An 18,841-nucleotide genomic window follows, 5' to 3' on the forward strand; every position below is an offset into this window, starting at 1 on the left:
CTGCTTCAGCCGATAACGAATGGGTTTGCGATCTCTTTGGCTGTCGAGAGCCAGATGGCTTTGGTCTGGAGATATTCGTAGATCCCGGCGACGCCGTTCTCACGTCCGATGCCACTTTTCTTGTAGCCACCGAAAGGCGTGGTGTAGGAGATGTCGCGATAGGTGTTGACCCAGACGCTTCCGGCCTCGAGGCGCTCGGACATTTTCAGGGCGAGTCGCATGTCTGAGGTCCAGACCCCAGCACCAAGGCCAAATTCGCTGTCATTGGCGATGGCGAGAGCCTCTTCGGGCTCATCGAATGGGATAGCCGCAAGGACCGGACCGAACACCTCTTCCCGGGCGATGCGCATATCGTTGTTCACGCCGGCAAAGATGGTCGGCTCGATAAAGAAGCCGGTGGCGCATTCTTCCTGATCAGGGCGCTTGCCCCCCAGGATGAGCTCAGCGCCCTCCTGGCGAGCGATGTCGATATAACCCAGCACCTTTTCGAATTGCATGCTGTTGGCGATCGGCCCGATCTGGGTCTCCAGTTTGCGCGGATCCCCCACACGCGCGGTTTTCGTGAAAGCGGTGAGCTTCTCCAGGAATTGGTCGTGGACCGAGCGATGCAGGAGCAGACGGGAACCCGCGATGCAGGTCTGACCCACCGCACCGAATATTCCACCCACGACACCGCGCACCGCGTTGTCCAGATCGGCATCGCCAAAGACGATATTGGGGGATTTTCCGCCCAATTCGAGGCTGACGCGCTTCACATCCTTCCCGGCCAGCGAATAGAGGTGCGCGCCGGTCTTCGTCGAGCCGGTGAAGCCCAGGTGACGGGTCAGTGGATGCGTCACCAAGGGCTCGCCCACCTCAGGGCCGTAGCCAGTGACGACGTTGATTACACCGGTCGGAAAGCCCGCCTTCTCGACCAGCTCCATCAACTTGAGTGCGGTGGCCGATGTGAATTCGGCGGGCTTCATCACCAGCGTGTTGCCCGCCGCCAATGCGGGGGCTGCCTTAAGGGAGAATAGCAGCAGCGGTGCGTTCCACGGCACGATGCCGACGCAGACCCCGAGAGGCTCGTGGCGCGAGAAGCTAAGCGCAGGCTTGTCGCAGGGATGGACCGTACCCTCGATCTTGTCGGCGTAGCCGGCATAGTAGTGGTACCATCGTGGAATGTAGCGGATCTGATGCCTCATCTCCTCGAGCAGTCGGCCGTTGTCGCGCACCTCGATGTCAGCAAGGGCGTCGGCATGCTCCTCGATGAGCACGGCGAACCTTTGGATGATGCGACCACGTTCGCTCGGGTGCATCCTGCCCCAGGGACCTTCGGTGAAGGCTCGGTGAGCCGCCCGGACAGCGCGATCCGCATCCTCCTGGTTACCGCGCGGGATTAAAGCCCAGGGCTTTCCCGTGAACGGATCCACCGTCTCGATATATTCCCCTGAGGTTGGGGCGACCCATTGGCCGTCGATATACATGGACAGTTTTGGCAGACTTTGCGTGGACATGCTCTCTCCTCCTGGCAGCTGAGGCGCGGCTTCAGCTGCATATCGATATCCATATTGATTTAAAGTGACATTCTTATTCTCTGTCAAGAATAGAATTACAGAGCCGCAAAAATTGCAGCCTGGCGCCAACTCTGGCTATTTTTACGGCTTTCGCCTACTTTTAGGGCATATTCAGGCAAAATTGACACTCAAGTCACAATCCCACTTGCCATCAGAGCAAAGATGGTGTGTTTTTAACCTAGCAATAATGATATCACTTTGGAGAAACCAGTGGCAGCAGACCAGCCCCTATACGAGCAGATCAAAAGCGCGATCGATCGNATGGTGTGTTTTTAACCTAGCAATAATGATATCACTTTGGAGAAACCAGTGGCAGCAGACCAGCCCCTATACGAGCAGATCAAAAGCGCGATCGATCGGAGAAAATCGGAGGGTCAGGTGAATTTGCGTGGGGAGAGCTAGCAATGGAGAATCAGGCACCCAAACTCCTAGCCTCAGCTTTGATGGGAACCGCACAGATGCATGGCGGCGCTGGCCCAACCATGGCGGAACCTAGCCAACCATAGCCAAGGCGGCGCAACGAAATACGGGTCAAGATTTTCGTGTCCGGGAAGGCCCTGCCGGATCTGATCTCATCAGAAGGCGCCCTGCTCCGTGTACTCTCCATCGCTCGCGCTGGACAGACAGGGTCTCGGGTATGCAACGTCTTCTGGTCGAGCCGAATCTTGCGAGGCTTGCCCTTCACCGTCGTCGCGCCACGGCGGCGGCCGCCTCGTTTGAGGTCAAGGCCATAAAATGACTGTCGGCGGATCCGGATTGGGGACGTGGTCGGACGCTACCGGCTTGCGGCTTGCCTCGTCGAAAACGAGCACGGCAGATCGGCCCTTGTCGTCGGCCTTCGGCTCCAGGGTTCGAGGTGAACAAATTTGAATCCCACATCGTACACTCAAAGGAATGCCCGTGGCGGGCCTCTAAATTTAATCGGCGGAAAGCAGAATAAGGGTAGTGACCGACTACCACTACTTCCGAGGCCCGCGCTGGAAGTGCCTTTTCTTCGGGCGAACCTATCGGTAGCCGTGCCGCTGGGCGGACCAATCCGCTCCAGGAGTATGGCCATTTGCCTCGTTAACGGAAGAGTTGCATCACGTTTTCGGCGTTGTGGTTTGCGATAGACAAGGACTGGATCGCCAACTGCTGTTGCGTCTGGATCGCCTTAAGCCTTGTCGATGCCTCGTTCATATCAGCGTCGACGAGACGACCGACCCCCCTGTCGATGCTCGTCATCATCTTCGCGGTGAACTCGGTCTGCAGTTCGATGCGCTTCTGAAGTGCGCCGAGGGAAGCGCCGCCATCTACGGCGTCTCGCGACATGTTTTCGATCGCAAGTATATACAGGTCCAAGCTTGCGGAACCCGTGATGTCGATTTCCAGAAAGTCGACGCCAATCGGTGTGACGTTTCCCGAAACATTGGAAAACGTGAAGTTCGACAGTGAACCTTTTTCGGGATGGATCGTCGTGTCGACGGAAATTGATACGGCATTAGCCGACCCACTGAAGTTCAGCCCAATTCCACCGACCTTGTATTCGATGATCCTTGCCATCTCGATGCCGGACACGACTATACCATCTGCGGTTCCAAGAGCAGCATCGACATCCGCCTTATCAATGGTGAAGGACTGAGGCACACCGCCATTGACCGCGACGTCAAAGGATATGCTGTCCGTTTCCGACAGCAGAAATGGATCGGTGAAATCCATGGATGTCACCGCGTAATCCGTTCCATAAGAATCTGTTGATGAACCTTCGAGGCCAAGCGCGCCGCCGCTTGGAAGTGTGGAGACAATGTTGGCGAATGCAACATTGTTTACGCTCTCACCGGGAATGCCACCCGACCAGATCGTCACGTAGCCTGCATCTGAATTGATATGCCCCCCGCTCGATACCTGTGCCGGAATGCCAAGTTCCTCGAACTTCTTCCACAGCACGGTCTGAAACCTCTCCGGCCGACCGACCTCTCCGTTGGTTACGCCCAGTGCTGAGTTGACAAAGTCATAATCGATGGTGACAGGGAAAGTCGCGCCTGGAGAGCCTCCATACGAATCCAAAACTAACTCGAAGCTTACAGAGTCCGTTGGGGAGAATGTGACGCTTCCAGGAAAGCTAAATCTGAAGCCCATAGAACCGGATGCTTTGGGTGGGTTGGGAGCCAAGCCACCCAAGGAGAAAGCGGCAGCAGGGTTAGACTGTAAAATTCCGCCACCGTTTGCATCAAACAGAGAGATACGCGTCAGGTCGACATCTGTTGTGTGGAGTGAGACCGACCCATTGGCATCCCTTACGAACGAAGAGACAACAGGGCGAATTGGCGACGGCCCGTAGTCAACATCGGACATATCCGTATTCAACCAGTTCTGACCGTTGAAACTGGCTGAAGTCGCGATGCTGTGAACCTGATCCTTGAGTTGTTCCAGCTCCGTCTGGATTTTGGCCTTGTCGATGCCACCTTCTTTGGCGGCTACGAGCTTGGCCTTGAATTCGGCGAGCACGTCTATGACGGCCGACATCCCGGCGTATGCAGTGTCGACCTTGGCCGCTCCCAATCCGAGAGCGTCTGATACGGCTGATATCGCCATGCGGTCGGAGCGCATGGTGGTCGATATCGACCAGTATGCGGCGTTGTCGGCCGAAACCTGGACACGCATGCCCGATGAAACCATTCGTTGAGTTAGGTCTAAATTAGAGGATATCAAACGGAGAGTCTGGAGCGCAGAAATTGCGGCCCTATTCGTGAGAATCGAAGTCATGGGATGCTCGAACTTGAAGGTTTTTTGCTCATCATGAGTGAAGATTTATGAACTGATACAATCATTTACTAAGTTAACGTGGAGTTAACGCGACGCCACGTTTGTTACTACGGCTGCAACTTTTAATAGTTCCGATGAACTTTGGCGAACGACATGCTCAAGTTGCCCGGTTCGTCTGGCATTAGGGCGGCAGGACATCGCTAAACCGCTCTCGAATATCTGTCTGCCGCGGAACACGGCATTGCAAGAGCCTTACGCGTCCACCGGAGAGGGGAAGGTCCGCAGCGTGGCTGCAATAGCGACTTCGAACCGTCCGAGCTGTTCGTCCACGTGCCGGACTCGCTGCTGTAGCGTCGGCTCGGGGAAGCGGGATGCAGGTCTCGTCGTCAATGTGAGTGATGTGTTCGGCGACGAGGCCTGCGGGAACCAAATCCGAGGGGCGAAACTCGATGCTCATAATGCTGGTTCCTTTTTGGAAACCCAAATCGAAGCATCGTTGGAACAGCATCAAAACTAGGTGGGCGCGCAGGTACGGCGACCGAGATGTCTGCCGGTTAGCTGGAGAGGAATGAGTAAGGAGCGCTTCGCTGCTCCATCCGAGAGTTCGAAGGGAGCGCCGAATTTGGGAAAATCGTCGACGGTCGGGTAAACGAGATACATCTCGCCATCGCCCTGGAGATACTTTGACCATCGGCGAAGAGCTGGTAGAAGTCGGCCTGACTAAGGCCGTGGTTGTTTTCTCGATCGGCGGTCAACCTTTTCCATTTCGCATCGATGATCCATCGACGATCGCCGCTCTTGATCAGGATATCTGGCTTCATCCGGAACCAATCGTCGCCATCCTGTGAGCAAAGATGCAGAGCGCCATGTTGTGGGAGGATCTCGAACGTCCTTGGCGCGGTCATGCGCAACGACGCGAGCACGTACCGCTCGAAGAGCCGCTCCATCGGAAATAGCATGCTGAACCCTTGATAACCGCGCAACCGCGAACGGCAGCCTGTGCATACCCAACGCCGAAAGTCGGCACCCACATCCTGGCTTTCGGGTATGTCGGAGAAAAGGATTGAAAGCTCGCGCGCGAGACGCCAATTCGCGTTCAATGTCGTTCGGCGCGCGACGTGCTCAATCGCCGACCGAATGAGGCGGTTCTCGGGTCGGTCGAGGGAGAATTGATCATGCGTTATGTGGAAGAAATGCCCGCCGCTCGCGGCGGCCCGAATCTGTCGGGCGACATCCAATCTTCCTCGCAGGAACGGCTCGCGCGTTTGCACCAGTTGGTAGGCCTGCCGCGGGCAGGGTCTCGCAAGTTCCAACGCCCTTTCCAGGAAATGAGCCGCCAGCCATTCGGTCATTGGTAGGTCGAAGGCTTCGATCGAGGCACTACCACCAACCCTTGGTGTCAGGTTCAACGCCTCGGAGATCATTCGGATGAGAAGCCGTCGAGCACGGCCGAGCTCGTCCGCCCCACCGCTATGTTTGGGCAGTATCTCGATGCGCGTGCCACAGGGTGTCTCGAGAACGCCGCCTCACCTTTCCTTCATCGCGCCTGAGGCGACTTCGGCCAGCGGCGAGAACAAATACTCAAGGATGCGACGTTGTCCGGTCTTGATCTCGATGGTCACCGTCATGCCCGGCGCCAGAGGAACCGCTTTGCCGTCGACCAGAATATCGGTTTCGATTGGCTCGATGATCACGGGATAGACCAGGTTCTGGACCCGCTGGGCATTGCTGACCGGAACAGTCGATTGCAGATTGCCGGATGACATTTCCTCAAGCTGGCGAGCGTCCGGTTCGGGGATGGCGTCGGTGGCGACACGGATCACCTTGCCGTGCAGAGTGCCGTATCTGGTGAACGGGAACGCCTCCACCTTGATGACGGCCTCGTCGCTCGCCTCGACAAAGCCGATGTCGCGGTTTGGCAGGTAGGCTTCGATCTCCAGCCTCTGGTCGCTGGGCACGATCCGCATCAGTTCGGTTCCCAGTGTCAGCACCTGGCCGACAGTGGTGATCGCCGATGCCTGGACGACACCGGTTTCCGGGCTGCGGATGGTCATGGCCGACAGCCGCCGGCTCGCCTTGGCCAGTTCCTGCACAGCCTGCTCGGCCTCGCGCATGGATTCGGCCAGCCGCTGCATGTTTTCCGCCTGGAAGGTGCTGAACTGGCTGTCCGCCTCGGACTTCAGCACATCGAGCGCGGTCTTTGCCTCCAGGTGTTCGCCCTTTTGGCTGACCAGATCACGCTCGGCCTCCTGCAGCGTTTCCTGGGCGTCGATCATCGCGGCCTTGGTGCCGGCCTCGACATCGACGAGCCGGCTGCGCATCGACACACGCTGGGACAGGGTGGAAACGAACGTCTGCTGGGCAACGATCGTATGCTCGAGGCGGTCAACTTGAGCGACGCTCTTGCGGTACTGGGCCTTCAGGTTGGCGATCGCGCCGGAGAGCTTTGCCAGTTCGGCGTCGTAGAGCTGCTGCTCACGCTCGACGGTCGAGGCCAGTGTCTCCTTGGGGAAGGCGATCAGCAGAGACGCAGGGCCACTGGCAGTCGCCCACAGATCGCTCTTGGCCCAGGCGGCGACGGTGTCTCGCTGCGCCTGTCGCCTGACGATCTCCGCCTGCAATGCGTCAAGGCGCAGCTTCAGTGCCTGTTCCTCGGCCCGCGCGGTTGTCGGGTCGAGCTCGACAAGCACCTCGCCCTTCTGCACCCGGATGCCGTTGACGGCATTCGCCGTGATTACCCTGCCCGGTTCCTCGGACTGGACGATCTTGACCCGGCCGACCGGCTGGATCTTGCCTTGTGCGGTCGCGACAATGTCGAACTTTCCCAAATAGGCCCAGATCAGTGCAAGTGCTGCGAGCAGACAGATCAGCCAAATCATCGCGGCTCGCACCGGCGACGCCGGTGTTTCCAGGATTTCTATTGCCGCCGGCAGAAACTCGTTGTCGGCGCGGCTGCTTTGCTTCGTGGGGTGGCTTGAAGGACGGCTCATGCCTGGGCCTCCGCAGCCACATCCGACATGCCGTTCTGCAGCCGCCACAGATGGGCGTAGAGACCATCCTTGCGTGCCAGCAACTGGTCGTGATTGCCTACCTCGACAATGCGCCCTTCCGACATGCCGATGATGCGGTTGCAGGCTCGGACGGTCGCCAGCCGGTGAGCAATGATAATCACCGTTCGGCCGCGCACGATCTGGCGCATATTGGCAAGCACGATGCGCTCGCTGTCATAATCCAGCGCGCTGGTTGCCTCGTCGAGGATCAGCATCGGCGGATTGGTCGAGAGTGCCCGGGCGATCGCAATCCGCTGCCTTTGGCCACCGGAGAGATTGGCGCCGCGCTCCTCGATCATCGTCTCGTAGCCGTTCGGCAGTTTGACGATGAACTCGTCGGCGCCCGACAGCCGGGCAAGCTTGATGACGGCTTCCCGCGACATGGCCGGATTGGAAAGGGCGATATTGTCGTGGATGGTTCGATTGAATAGCAGGTTCTCCTGCAACACGACGCCGACATGCGACCGCAACCAGGCGGGATCGACCTGGGCGATATCCTGGCCGTCGACAAAAACCTGGCCGGAATTGGGGATGTAGAACCGTTGCATCAACTTGGTGAGGGTCGACTTGCCGGATCCGGACGGGCCGACGATGCCGATGACCTCGCCCGGCTGAACATCGAGGTCGACGTTCTTCAGAACCTCGGGCCCGTTCGGCGAATAGCGGAAGCTCACATGCTTGAAGGAAATCCCACCGCGCGGTTTTGGCAGCGCAACAGGCTGGGCCGGTCGCGGCTCGGACGGCGCATTGAGGATATCGGCAAGGCGCGACACCGAGATCTGCACCTGCTGGAAATCCTGCCAGAGCTGCGACAGACGCAGGATCGGTTGTGCCACCTGGCCGGAGATCATGTTGAACGCCACCAGGGCGCCGACACTCAAGCTGCCGTCGATCACGGCTTGGGCGCCGAAGAGAAGCAGGGCAGCGCTCGTCAGCTTGCTGACATACTGGATGGCATTCTGCCCCTTGGCGGCGAGCATGGTTGCAGCAAAGGACGAACGCACATAGGCGGCCAGCCGCTCTTCCCACTGCGAAGCGACGACTGGCTCGATCGCCGATGCCTTCAACGTCTGCATGCCGACGACGGATTCGACCAGGAGCTGCTGGCTAAAGGCGCTGCGGTCGAACTTCTCGTCGATGCGCTCTCGCAGGAACGGCCTGATGAGAAATCCGATGGCGATATAGAAGGGAATGGAGGCAACGACGATCCAGGCGAGCGTCGTAGAATAGGCAAACAAGACGGCGATGAAGATGAAGGCAAAGATGAAGTCGAGGCCGCTGAACAGCCCCTGCCCCGTCAGGAACTCCCGGATCGTCTCCAGTTCACGCATGCGCGCCACGGTCTGGCCGGCTGCCCGCGTCTCAAAATAGTTGAGCGGCAGATTGAGCAGATGCCGGAACAGCCGCCGTCCGAGTTCGACATCGATGCGGCTCGTCGTATGCGTCAGGGCATAGGTGCGCAAATACTGCAGCACTACGTCGAACAGGCCGATGACTACCAGCCCGATGACGAGAACCGTCAAGGTCGAATAGCTGCGGTGGGCGAGAACCTTGTCGACGACCACCTGAAAGAACATCGGCGTCACCAGCGCGAACAGCTGGATGAACAGGCTGGCGATCAGCACATGGCCGAGTGACCGGCGATAGCGCCAGATCGACGGCAGGAACCAGCGAAAGCCGAACCCAGTCGCCGATGCCCCTGCCCCCAAAAACTTGCGTTGCAGCAGGATGACGTTTCCGCCGGTCAGCCGTAGCAACTCCGCAGCATCGACTTCGCGCGTTTCCATTGTCTCGGGATTGACAAGACGCAGGCCCCCGGTCGACGTCGCCCCGGCGAAGATCGCGAAGCCGCCGTCGGCGAGACAGGCGATCGCCGGCGTCGGAAGCCCGGAGAGCCGGGGCGACGAGACGGCGGACACGAGCCGCGCTTTGAGACCAACGAGTTTGGCGGCGCGCAACAGGTCATCAACCGCCGCCGGTTTACCGAGCGCGAGTTGCTTGGCGATGACTTCAGCTTGGGCGGCAATGCGATAGTAGCCGGCAACGAGGCAGAGTGCTTTCAATCCGGGATCGATTTCAAACGCTTCGGACTCCGAAACGAAGGGATGGTGGGGGCCGACAGGCGCGTTGTCCATGAATGGTTGGCTTTGGTTGAAGCTTGATGGAGAATGACACCGCCTGCCGATGCACATAGTGTCGGCAGGCGGTGTCACCAATTGGAGGCTGCGTCAGGCGATCCCAACCTCGAAGCGGGAGGGACGAGAGGCAACCTTCGCATCACCGACGAGCGCACGCGATCCGTCGCCCTTGAGGTAGCTGCTTGTGCCTGTGATCGCCGAACCGTCGGAGAACTCGCGAGCCCCTTCAGAGGATGGCACAAGGTCGATCAAGCTGATGTCGGCCTCCGCCAGCGTACGGAGTTCGCCGGCATCGGCATTCCCGTTCTGGTTGGCATCCCGCCACACTCGGAACTCGCTCCACCGTGCGTCACCAGTATCGAGCAGGTTGTTGTGGTTGGTGTCAAATACCAGCCGCAATGCTTCCAGGTCGGTGATGTCGGCCTGCTCTTCAGCAAGTTCGTCTGGCGTTTTCCACATTGTGAAGGCCAGTTCCTTCGCCTGATTGATCAAGCCATCAGGACCTGCCCCACCTTCAGCGGCAACGTCGATCGTCAACCAGCCATCATCCGGGCCGACCCACCCCGTGCCATCGGCGATACCATCGCCGTCCCAATCGAACCGTGGGCCGTTTCCGGCTTCGAACTCAGCCGGCGAGAACATCCGAAGATCGATGTGGTCGTCGCCGTTGAGGTCGAGCGCGACGGGCTTTCTCAGTCCTGTACCAAAACGGTTAGCGACGTACTGTGGATACTTACTGAGGACGGTTCGATCATCGTGCACGTATCCTATCATCCGGAGATTGGCCGCGGTCGCCCCCCTATACGGGCTCTCGTTGTCGGCTTGGATCGCGTTGTACGTGCTCCGGGCGTAAGATCGCATCGTTGCAATCCTGTCGAGCTGCAGATTTGCAAACAATGGCTCGTTGAGCGCAGCCAGGTCCGATTGCGCCCGTGCATCAAACCGTTGATATCCGGCGTGCGGCGAGCGCCCCTCTGCGTAGCCCGAGCCGCGCCAGTGCTCAAACGGATTCAGGCCACCGTTTTTGATGTCCACGTTCTGCTGAAGATAGAAGTTGCCATCAAAATAGGCATTGGGCCTACGCCCTTCCTTCCAGCCGAACTGATTGTAGTGCTCGATCGCCGGGGCATGCCAACCGGCGGCGATATCTGGGTTCATAGCAAGATAATAGTTCGCGTCGAACGTGGCGATCTGCCGCGCGGTCCCTTGGCCGTTGTAGCGGGTTTCCTCGACGGAGCCATCATCCCGCTTCTGGAACTGCGCCGTGACCTGCCCTGCGGCGTTGATGTACTGCTCCAGCGACGACCACGGCTGGCTGTTGCTCACATCCCAGAATTTTGCGAAACGCGAGTTGTCGCTCTGGTAGGCGGCCGTTGTGGTCACCGTCCCCGCGGCGTTCTTGACCTCGACGAACTTCGACCACGGTTGATTGTTGTAGACGTTGAACGTCGTTGTTTCCGTGGTCCCATTGTCGAATTCGTTGGCTTGCCACTCAAGTGCACCAGCAGGATTGTAGACTTGCGTGATCTTCATCCAAATCTGCGTGTTCGCTGGATCAAACTGATAGACGTGGTTGGTGCCGTCATCGTTGTAGTTGACCTGGTTCACGAGCCGGCCGCTGCTCTCAAAGGCCTGTTCGTAGCGCAACCAGCCCTGATTGTTTGCAACGTCATAGTTGATCGTATTGCGCGTGCCGTTGTCGTTGGCCTGGTCGACAAAATGGAGCTGGCCGGCTGCGTTATAATGCTGCTTGTACGAAGACCAGGTCTGGACATTTGTCGGATCGAACGTTGCGGCTTCCCTGGTGCCGTTGTCGTAGTAGTTGACCTGATTTAGAAGCCGGCCACTGCCGTCAATGTACTGGTCGTAACGCGACCATCCCTGGTTGTTGTCTACGTCGTAGTGGATGTTGTTGTGTGAACCGTTGTCGTTGGTCTGATCGACGGACGCCAACTGACCCGCCGCGTTGTAGTTTTGTTGGTAAAGCGACCAGGTCTGGGCGTTGGTTGGATCGTAGGAATAGGTGGTGCGTGTGCCGTTGTCATTGAAGTTCGTCTGCACCAGGACACGCCCGCTGCTGTCCTTGTACTGCTCATACCGCGACCAACCTTGGTTGTTGGCGACGTCATAGCTGACCGTGTTGTAAGTGCCGTTGTCGTTGGCTTGGTCGACATAATAGAGCTGGCCAGCGGCATTGAAATAAGACGCACTCGTGGACCACGCGTGCGCGTTGGCGGCATCAAAATGATCGACCTTCTTTGTGCCATCGTCATTGAAGACAGAGGTTTGCGTGGTTCGCCCCTGGGCATCAATCACGTGTTCGCGTCGGCTCCAGGCCTGGTTACCGAATGCATCATACTCCGTCCGGTAAGTAAGAACCCCGGCCGCGCTGAAAACACGCGTTTCATAGTGTTGCCCACCTGAAACGTGGAAATGGAGATCGAACCGCGTTCCATCATCGCGGAACTGCACTTCGAGCGTTTTTACGTTCGCTGTGTCGAACGTTTGCTCCACGCGTGACCAAACATCCTGGTTGTATGGATCGAAGATAGTCGCGTTCGTCCTCCTGCCGGCCGTATCGTAGAAGGTTTTCGTGAGCAGCGCGCCATCGCCAGCGAAATTTTGGACCTCGACGAGCTGGCCGCCCGGCGAACGGTAGTAGGACTCGGTCCTGCCGCCGTTATCCAGGAACTGTTTCTCCAGGATGTTTACGCCCGCGGCATCGAACGTCTGCTCCACCCGCGACCAGACATTCTGGTTGAGCGGATCGAAGAAGACTGCGCTGACCTTCTTTCCTGCCGTATCATGGAAGGATTGCGACAGCAGAGCACCGTCATTGTTGAAGTTATGAATCTCATAAACCTGCCCACCCGGCGATCGATAGTGGAATTCCGATCGACCACCACCGTCCATGAACTGCTTTTCGAGCGTTTTCACGCCAGAAGCGTCGAAGGTCTGTTCCGCATAGAACCACGGGGCTTGGTTGAGTGGGTCATAATGTACAGCGCGCGTCTTCAAGCCATCCGCATTAAAGTAGGTTATCGCTGTCACCTGGCCCGCGGTGATCGTTCGCGCGACAGTTATTTTGCCCGTCAGCGTGTTAAATTCGCGCTGCTCATTGGTTCCGTCATCGTTGATCTGTGCTTCGTTGGACTTCGATCCTGTCTCATCGAAAATCTGTGTAATATTCACCCAGATCTCACGGTTCAATGGATCGAATAGAAACGCATTGAGTCGGGTGCCGTCCGGACGGAAGTTAACACTCCACATTGTATGGCCACTTGCCGCATCGTACCCCGTTTGGCTGGAGTACCCGTCTGGTCGGAAGGTGTGGTCAGAGATTTTGCGCCCAAGCGCGTCGGAAACTATCCTATACGTTGGACGACCGAGGGCGTCTACATCATTTCGCGTTGTCTGTTTGAGCGTGCCGTCTGAGTTGTTTTCGACAATCGTGTGAACAACAGAACCGTCCACCCGTCGCACACTAGTTTCGACGCGATTATCCCTACCATCAGCGTTAGCGTCCTTTTTCAAAATCGTCGTCAAGCCATCGGCGGACACGGTCGACACGCCCTTTGCAACCACGTTTCCGTTGGTTCCATGCTCCGTGAGCCTCGTGACAACCGAGCCGTCGATCTGCGTCTGCGAAACGCCGATGTGTTCGAACACACCGTCACCATCATAATCTGACCGCATCGTTCGGGTCAGGCCATTGCCCGCAATCGTAAGTTCTGTCTTTGCAGCAATCGCCTGGGCCCAGTAGACGTCCCCTTCCCGCAGGTTGCTCGCTGTTCGCGCCGCTGAAGCATTCGTCGTCGTGACGACCGTCACACCGCTGATATCGGTCACCGAGACCTCGTTCACATCGACCGTTCCATCGCCGTCGACGTCGCGCGCAACCGTGCGCGTCCGACCATCGGCACTCGCCTTTAGGACCGTCCTTGACGCAAGCGTGTTGCCTGCGGTCTTTGTGTCAACTGAGAGGTTCTCGTAGCTTCCGTCGGCGTTGAAGCTCTCGGTTAGCATCCGGCGCCGATCGACGACGCCGTCACCGTCCTGATCCCATTCAGTGAACGTCGATCTGCCATCGGCGGCGACCGATATAATCGTCGTATCAGACTTGCTGCCGTTGGCTTTGAGGTTTGTGACTACCGTCTTGCGCGAGCCATCGACAAGATTCGATCGGATTTCAACCTGATCGATCCTTGAGTCACTATTGGCATCACGCTCAATCTCGACTGTGCGTCCGTCACCATGGGTGGTGATCGTTTGCGCCTCGATGGATTCATTTCCGGCATTGCGAATAGATCTGCTCTCGACAGTTGTACCATCTGCGAGAAGCCTCGTGCTTGACTGCAGCGTCCGATCAACATCGCTGCTAACATGGCTGCGCTTCTCCTGAACGGTGACAACCTGACCGTTCGCGCTCTTGGTGATAGTAGAAGACGATTGGAGGGTGCCTGCCTCAAAGTGCTGGATCACCCGTGTGGTTGTGCCATCAGAATTGAGACTTGTCGTGTCGGACGTGCTCTGGTCGATTACGCCGTCGCCATTCAAATCCCACTGCTTGGAAGTCACCAAGCCATTGGCACTCGCTGTCGATGTGTAGCGAGCAGATAGCGACGCGCCTTCATAGTCACTGATTGTATCGGTGGTCGAGCTATCGGCATTAAGCTGGGTCGTACGCGTGCGCGACCGCTCAAATGTGCCATCCGCGTTCAGGTCCCATCGCTCCTGGATCGTCAGGCCGTCCCCAGATCGCTCTACGACAGTCCTTGCCTTAGCGACAGCGTCCGAGCCGTACTCGGTGGTGGTTTCCGTTTTGCTGCCATTTGAATTGAGCATGATCGCGGACCAGTAACGCTGCTCGAACTGCCCGTCGCCGTTTGCATCGAAGTCGGTCGTTTTAACCAGGCCATTGGCGCTAGCCGTAACGGTCCTCCTTGCGCCAATTCCAGCGCCATCAGCCGCCAGGTCATCAAAGGTCGTAACCAGGGCCCCATCAGCTTGGATCAAGCTCTTTGCAACCTGGTCAACGGTCCCATCGCCGTCAATGTCGCGGCTGATCGTGGTCGACCGCTTGTTGCCGCTCACCGAGGTCGTTGTCCTGCTCTCAAGCGAACCGTCGCCCTTATGGAATGTGACGGTATCGACGACACCGCCATCGTCGGAATAGACACGGCTCTCGGCCGCCCTTCTCGAGAGGTTGACCCCGTCGGCACGCCATTCTGTCAGTTTCTCCAGGCCTCCGCGAAGAACCCTCGTGCTCGTGTCGGACAGGCGAGCACCACTTCCATCAAACTCAGTGAAGCGCTCGTCAACCGACCCGTCGGATTGCAGTGTCTTGACATGCTCACTCCACTTATCAGTCGTCCCGTTGCCATCGAAGTCCAGAGTTTGCGTCCTCGACAAGCCGTTCGCCGAAACGGTCGTTGTGAGCCGCGAAGTGAGCTTCCATTTTGGGCCAACGGTAACATAGGTGGACGTCGTATTTGTCGTCGCGCCGTTTGCTTCCACCTGGGAGGCTGTGACGACCTCCGGTTTGCTATTGCCTGTCGTATCGTCCGTGACCTCAACCTTACTGCGGTCAGCCGAGGTGGTTTTCTGGGCCTTGCGAATAAGTTTTCCGGCAGCGTCCGTTGTGCTTACCGTGTTTACCACGGACAAGTCAGTTCCAAACTCTGTAAGTTCCGAGACTATACGTTCCGCGACACCGTTCCCATCCGCATCGATTACAGTCGTTTTGGATAAGCCGTTGGCGCTGACTGTCGTCGTGATCACACCATCGACAGCGCTCGATACGGTGCGCGTTATCGAACCATTTTGATTAATCACTGTGGCGTCAGTGGTCCGAAGATCAACGGTTCCGTCGCCATTGCGATCTTGAGTGCTCTCTTTCGTCAGCCCGTTGCCGCTGATTTTTAGGATCGATTTGGAAAGCAGCGTGCCATCGCCTGCGCGCGCTGATAGGGTCTGAGTTCTGCTTCCATCAGCGTTCAGTTCCGTCTGATCGACAGTCTTAAGGTCGACAACGCCATTGCCGTCGGCGTCGAGTTCGGCAGTCATCGTCAAACCATCAGCACTCTTGGTGGTCGATGTGCTCGAAACCACTGCTGCACCAGCAAAGGAAACAGCAGTGGAACTTTGACTTCCGTCGGCGTGATTAATCACGGTTTGCAGCCGCTCAGATTGCCCGTCACCATCGAGGTCCTCCGACAACGTCGACGTCTTGCGGTCGGCGCTGATGGTCGCTTCACTGCCCGACAGCTTCTGGCCTTGGTTCGCGTGGACACTGATACGTTGGGTGCGGCTTCCGTCCGCATTGACGATTGTCACATCCCTGCTTGAGCGTTCGTATCCGCCATTGCCATCGGAATCGGTAAATACCTCGATCGTCAGCCCATCCGCAGACACTGTTTGGATTGTCGATCCACTCAACTGACCCGCGGAGCCAGAACGCTTCTTCACCTCGGTCCTGCGCGCGCCATTCGCTTGCGCTGTCGTACTCTTCTCGATGAATTCATCGAAGATCCCGTCCCCATCACGATCAATGCTCGTGGAGACATTGGCCCCGTCACTGGAAGCGATGGTCAGCTCCGATCCAATGACCGCGCCAGCGCGGTTGAGGATCTTGGTCGATGTCGTAGTGTTTTGGGCGGTCTTGGATATCTCAACGTTTCGGTCGGCGTAGCCGTCGCCATTGCTATCCTCCAGAAGCGAACGCGTTGATGCATCCGGAGCAATCGTCGTGGTGCTCTTGTATTGGTCTACAGGAGCGGAACGCACTATACTCTCCGTGCGAACGCCATTGTTCACAGAAATGAGTTGAGACGTCCGTTCCTCGAACACACCGTCGCCGTTGCGATCATATTCGACGGTTTCCGTTTGCCCGTCCCGAGCAGTGTTCGCTTTCGATTGAGAGCGCAATGTTCCGTCTTCATTGAAGACCTGGATATTCGTCTGATAAGCAGTGTCGGACACCTCGGTCGTGATAACCTGGCGTCCATCCAAACGGCCGTTGCCATCACTATCGAGTTCGATAGTCTTAAGATTTCCGTTCGCAGATGCAGTCTCAACCCGCTTGCTCAACAGGGTTCCGTTAGCACTCGCATCGGTGAAGGTTGTCGTTCGACTTCCATCCGCATTCACGACCACGGTTTCGCTACGCACGAGATCGACTATCCCGCGTCCGGTCGAATCAATGGTTGTTGTTTTGGAAAGTCCGTCAGCCGCCGCATTGGTGAAAAAGCGCGTCAGAATTGCGCCATTGGCACTGAGCGCTTCCACAGTCGTCGATGTCGACTTGTCGCTGTTGGTGACAAATACCTGACGCTCGTCGGCGACCCCATCGCCGTCTCTGTCCAGCAACGTGGTAACGGTGGATTTGTCGCCGCTTCTGATTGTGGTTGTGCTGCTCGCGAGCGATCCGTCCTTGGCGAAATTCGACACAACTGTCGTTCGAGAGCCATCAGCACCGATCGTCAAGGCGCAGGTTTGGCGCCGGTCATAGGATCCGTTGCCATCTTCGTCAAAGTCAGTTGTCGTGTTGGCCTTGTCAGCGCTCAGGGTCACCCTTTCTCGGAACGCAAGGGCACCGGCCTTGTTGAAGGCAGAGATTTCGGTGGTCGTAGAGCCGTCGGCATTGGCCACCACGCTCCGTGTAACCAAATAACCGGTACTATCCGAGGCGAGGATCGCATCACCGACTTCGCCTTTCGTGCCATCTGTACGTGTAAAGGTGGTCGTTCCGGTAATGGCCGAACCGTCACTGAATACACGGCCGGTACCTGTCGGAGTAAGGTCGATAGACTCGATGCCAAGGTCGCTCAACGACACCAGAGTGTCCCCGACCATGACTTTGAATTCGGCCCAGCGGGCATCGCCTGCGTCGAGTTTGCCATTCTGATTGGTGTCAAAGCCGCTTTTCAGCGCTGCAAGGTCGCCCGTAGCACCGGGAGCCCACTCGGTGAAGACGAACTCTTTACTCTCGGTGATTTTGCCGTCACCGCCCATATCGAGAACGAGCACGCCGGTGCCTTCAGCAGCCCAAGCCGTGCGGCGTTCGTATCCGTCGCCCCCCATCTCGATGAACTTAGAAGACGATGACAGCGGATCGATCGTGAGGCCATTGCCAGTCAAATCGAGAAGAACAGGCGACCACGCGGGACCACTTTTACTTCCTCCGCGGTCCGGCCGTCCCAATGGATCTCGGCTTTTTGATGGAGAGCGGTCTCGGTCCCAACTTCCATACGACCCCGTGTTTTGGTTGTCGCGCATACCTGGCGACGGCCGGTCTGGCCTTGAGCTTGGCGTCGGGCCTTCTTTCGGCGTGGAAGCATAGCCTCCAGATCCGCGGCTGCTGCCCGAACTTGAGGATTGATTGCCTCTGCTTGGACTTGAGGTGCCGTTCCCGCCAGTTCCACCGTTCCCGTAGTTCCCGGCACCATAACCGTTACTGCCACGGTCGTTGCGATCCTCGCCGCGCGATCCACCCCCTCCTATACCACTTCCACCCGACAGCGGGCTTCCCGTGGTGCTGTCAGGTCGAACTTCATCCGGTCGCAGTTGCGGCAACGCAGGCGGCGTAACCGGCTTTAGGTCGAGTGGCTCCCATCCTGTGGGCATTGTGAGTGGGGCAATCGCCTCTGGTGAAAAAGGATCGAAAGACAGAGGAGATATAGTGCCCGGTGTCGGACCGAAGTCCATCCCTATAGAGGGCGCGGAAGTTGCAGGGTCGAAACTGATTGGCGACGGCGAAACAGACCCATCGACACTTCCCGGGTGCTCTGGTCGGGGAGTAGGTGTTGGAACGCTTTCCCATTGGGGCTCACCTAGCCCCGGGGATGGCGTGGTGTCGAAATTCATCTCCGGCCGATGAACCAGTTCCGGCGGCAATCGACGTTCGTAGGCTTCTATCGGAGCTGGCCGATATCCGAGGTAGTCCTCATTAAGGATTCCTCCATTTCTGAGGTAAAAGTAGTCGCCAATCATCTGAGCCTGTTGCTCAAGTCCTAGGTTCCGGAACGAGGTCCCCTTGAACACATTTCTATAGTCGTAGCTTCGGTTAAAAGCTGCGGTTGGCACATCACGACCTTTCTGGTGCTGCCATACGTGCGCCATTTCATGAATAAAAGTAGCTCTATCTGCAAGCGACGATAGCAACGAAAAATCTGAATTGTCTACAACGGAACCAGGGGGATAGTATATGCTCCCATCCGGAGCGTGAGCGCGTTTATCCGTCAAAACGCCCGGGAGCATTTTAAAAAACCACCACTTTTCATCGGAAATTTTTACGCTACCATAATCTATTTCCTCGCCGAAGATGGTCCTGGACATCTCGATTTCGCCCGGC

6 protein-coding genes are annotated in these 18,841 nt (G+C 57.6%); all 6 read right to left on the reverse strand.

Annotated elements, in window-relative coordinates; all coding sequences use genetic code 11:
• Positions 1–5: 5 nt before the first annotated feature.
• On the reverse strand, positions 6–1,496 hold the full coding sequence (locus ASD00_RS15270) for an aldehyde dehydrogenase (RefSeq protein ID WP_057207415.1): 1,491 nt from the start codon (positions 1,494–1,496) through the stop codon (positions 6–8).
• 1,125 nt (positions 1,497–2,621) lie between these two features.
• Positions 2,622–4,301, reverse strand: a complete 1,680-nt coding sequence (locus ASD00_RS41665) for a flagellin (RefSeq protein WP_063963270.1) — start codon at positions 4,299–4,301, stop codon at positions 2,622–2,624.
• 554 nt (positions 4,302–4,855) lie between these two features.
• Positions 4,856–5,794 (reverse strand): hypothetical protein, encoded by a 939-nt coding sequence (locus tag ASD00_RS15280; RefSeq protein WP_348272068.1) that lies wholly within the window; start codon positions 5,792–5,794, stop codon positions 4,856–4,858.
• A 33-nt stretch (positions 5,795–5,827) separates the two neighbouring features.
• On the reverse strand, positions 5,828–7,291 hold the full coding sequence (locus ASD00_RS15285; protein WP_057207418.1) for an HlyD family type I secretion periplasmic adaptor subunit: 1,464 nt from the start codon (positions 7,289–7,291) through the stop codon (positions 5,828–5,830).
• Positions 7,288–9,486 (reverse strand): type I secretion system permease/ATPase, encoded by a 2,199-nt coding sequence (locus tag ASD00_RS15290; RefSeq protein ID WP_057207419.1) that lies wholly within the window; start codon positions 9,484–9,486, stop codon positions 7,288–7,290. The genes ASD00_RS15285 and ASD00_RS15290 overlap by 4 nt, the downstream gene beginning before the upstream one ends.
• A gap of 93 nt (positions 9,487–9,579) precedes the next feature.
• The gene (locus ASD00_RS15295) at positions 9,580–17,691 is read right to left on the reverse strand and encodes a hypothetical protein (RefSeq protein ID WP_156585590.1); all 8,112 of its coding nucleotides are present in this window, start codon (positions 17,689–17,691) and stop codon (positions 9,580–9,582) included.
• Between the last annotated feature and the right edge of the window lie 1,150 nt (positions 17,692–18,841).

The organism is Ensifer sp. Root31 (genome assembly GCF_001424825.1).
In the GTDB taxonomy this organism is placed as follows: Bacteria; Pseudomonadota; Alphaproteobacteria; order Rhizobiales; family Rhizobiaceae; genus Ensifer; species Ensifer canadensis.

Excerpts from the sequence above, each read along its gene's own strand:
- ASD00_RS15290 (WP_057207419.1), bottom strand. The coding sequence starts at position 9,486 with ATGGACAACGCGCCTGTCGGCCCCCACCATCCCTTCGTTTCGGAGTCC.
- ASD00_RS15285 (WP_057207418.1), bottom strand. The coding sequence starts at position 7,291 with ATGAGCCGTCCTTCAAGCCACCCCACGAAGCAAAGCAGCCGCGCCGAC.
- ASD00_RS41665 (WP_063963270.1), bottom strand. The coding sequence starts at position 4,301 with ATGACTTCGATTCTCACGAATAGGGCCGCAATTTCTGCGCTCCAGACT.
- ASD00_RS15270 (WP_057207415.1), bottom strand. The coding sequence starts at position 1,496 with ATGTCCACGCAAAGTCTGCCAAAACTGTCCATGTATATCGACGGCCAA.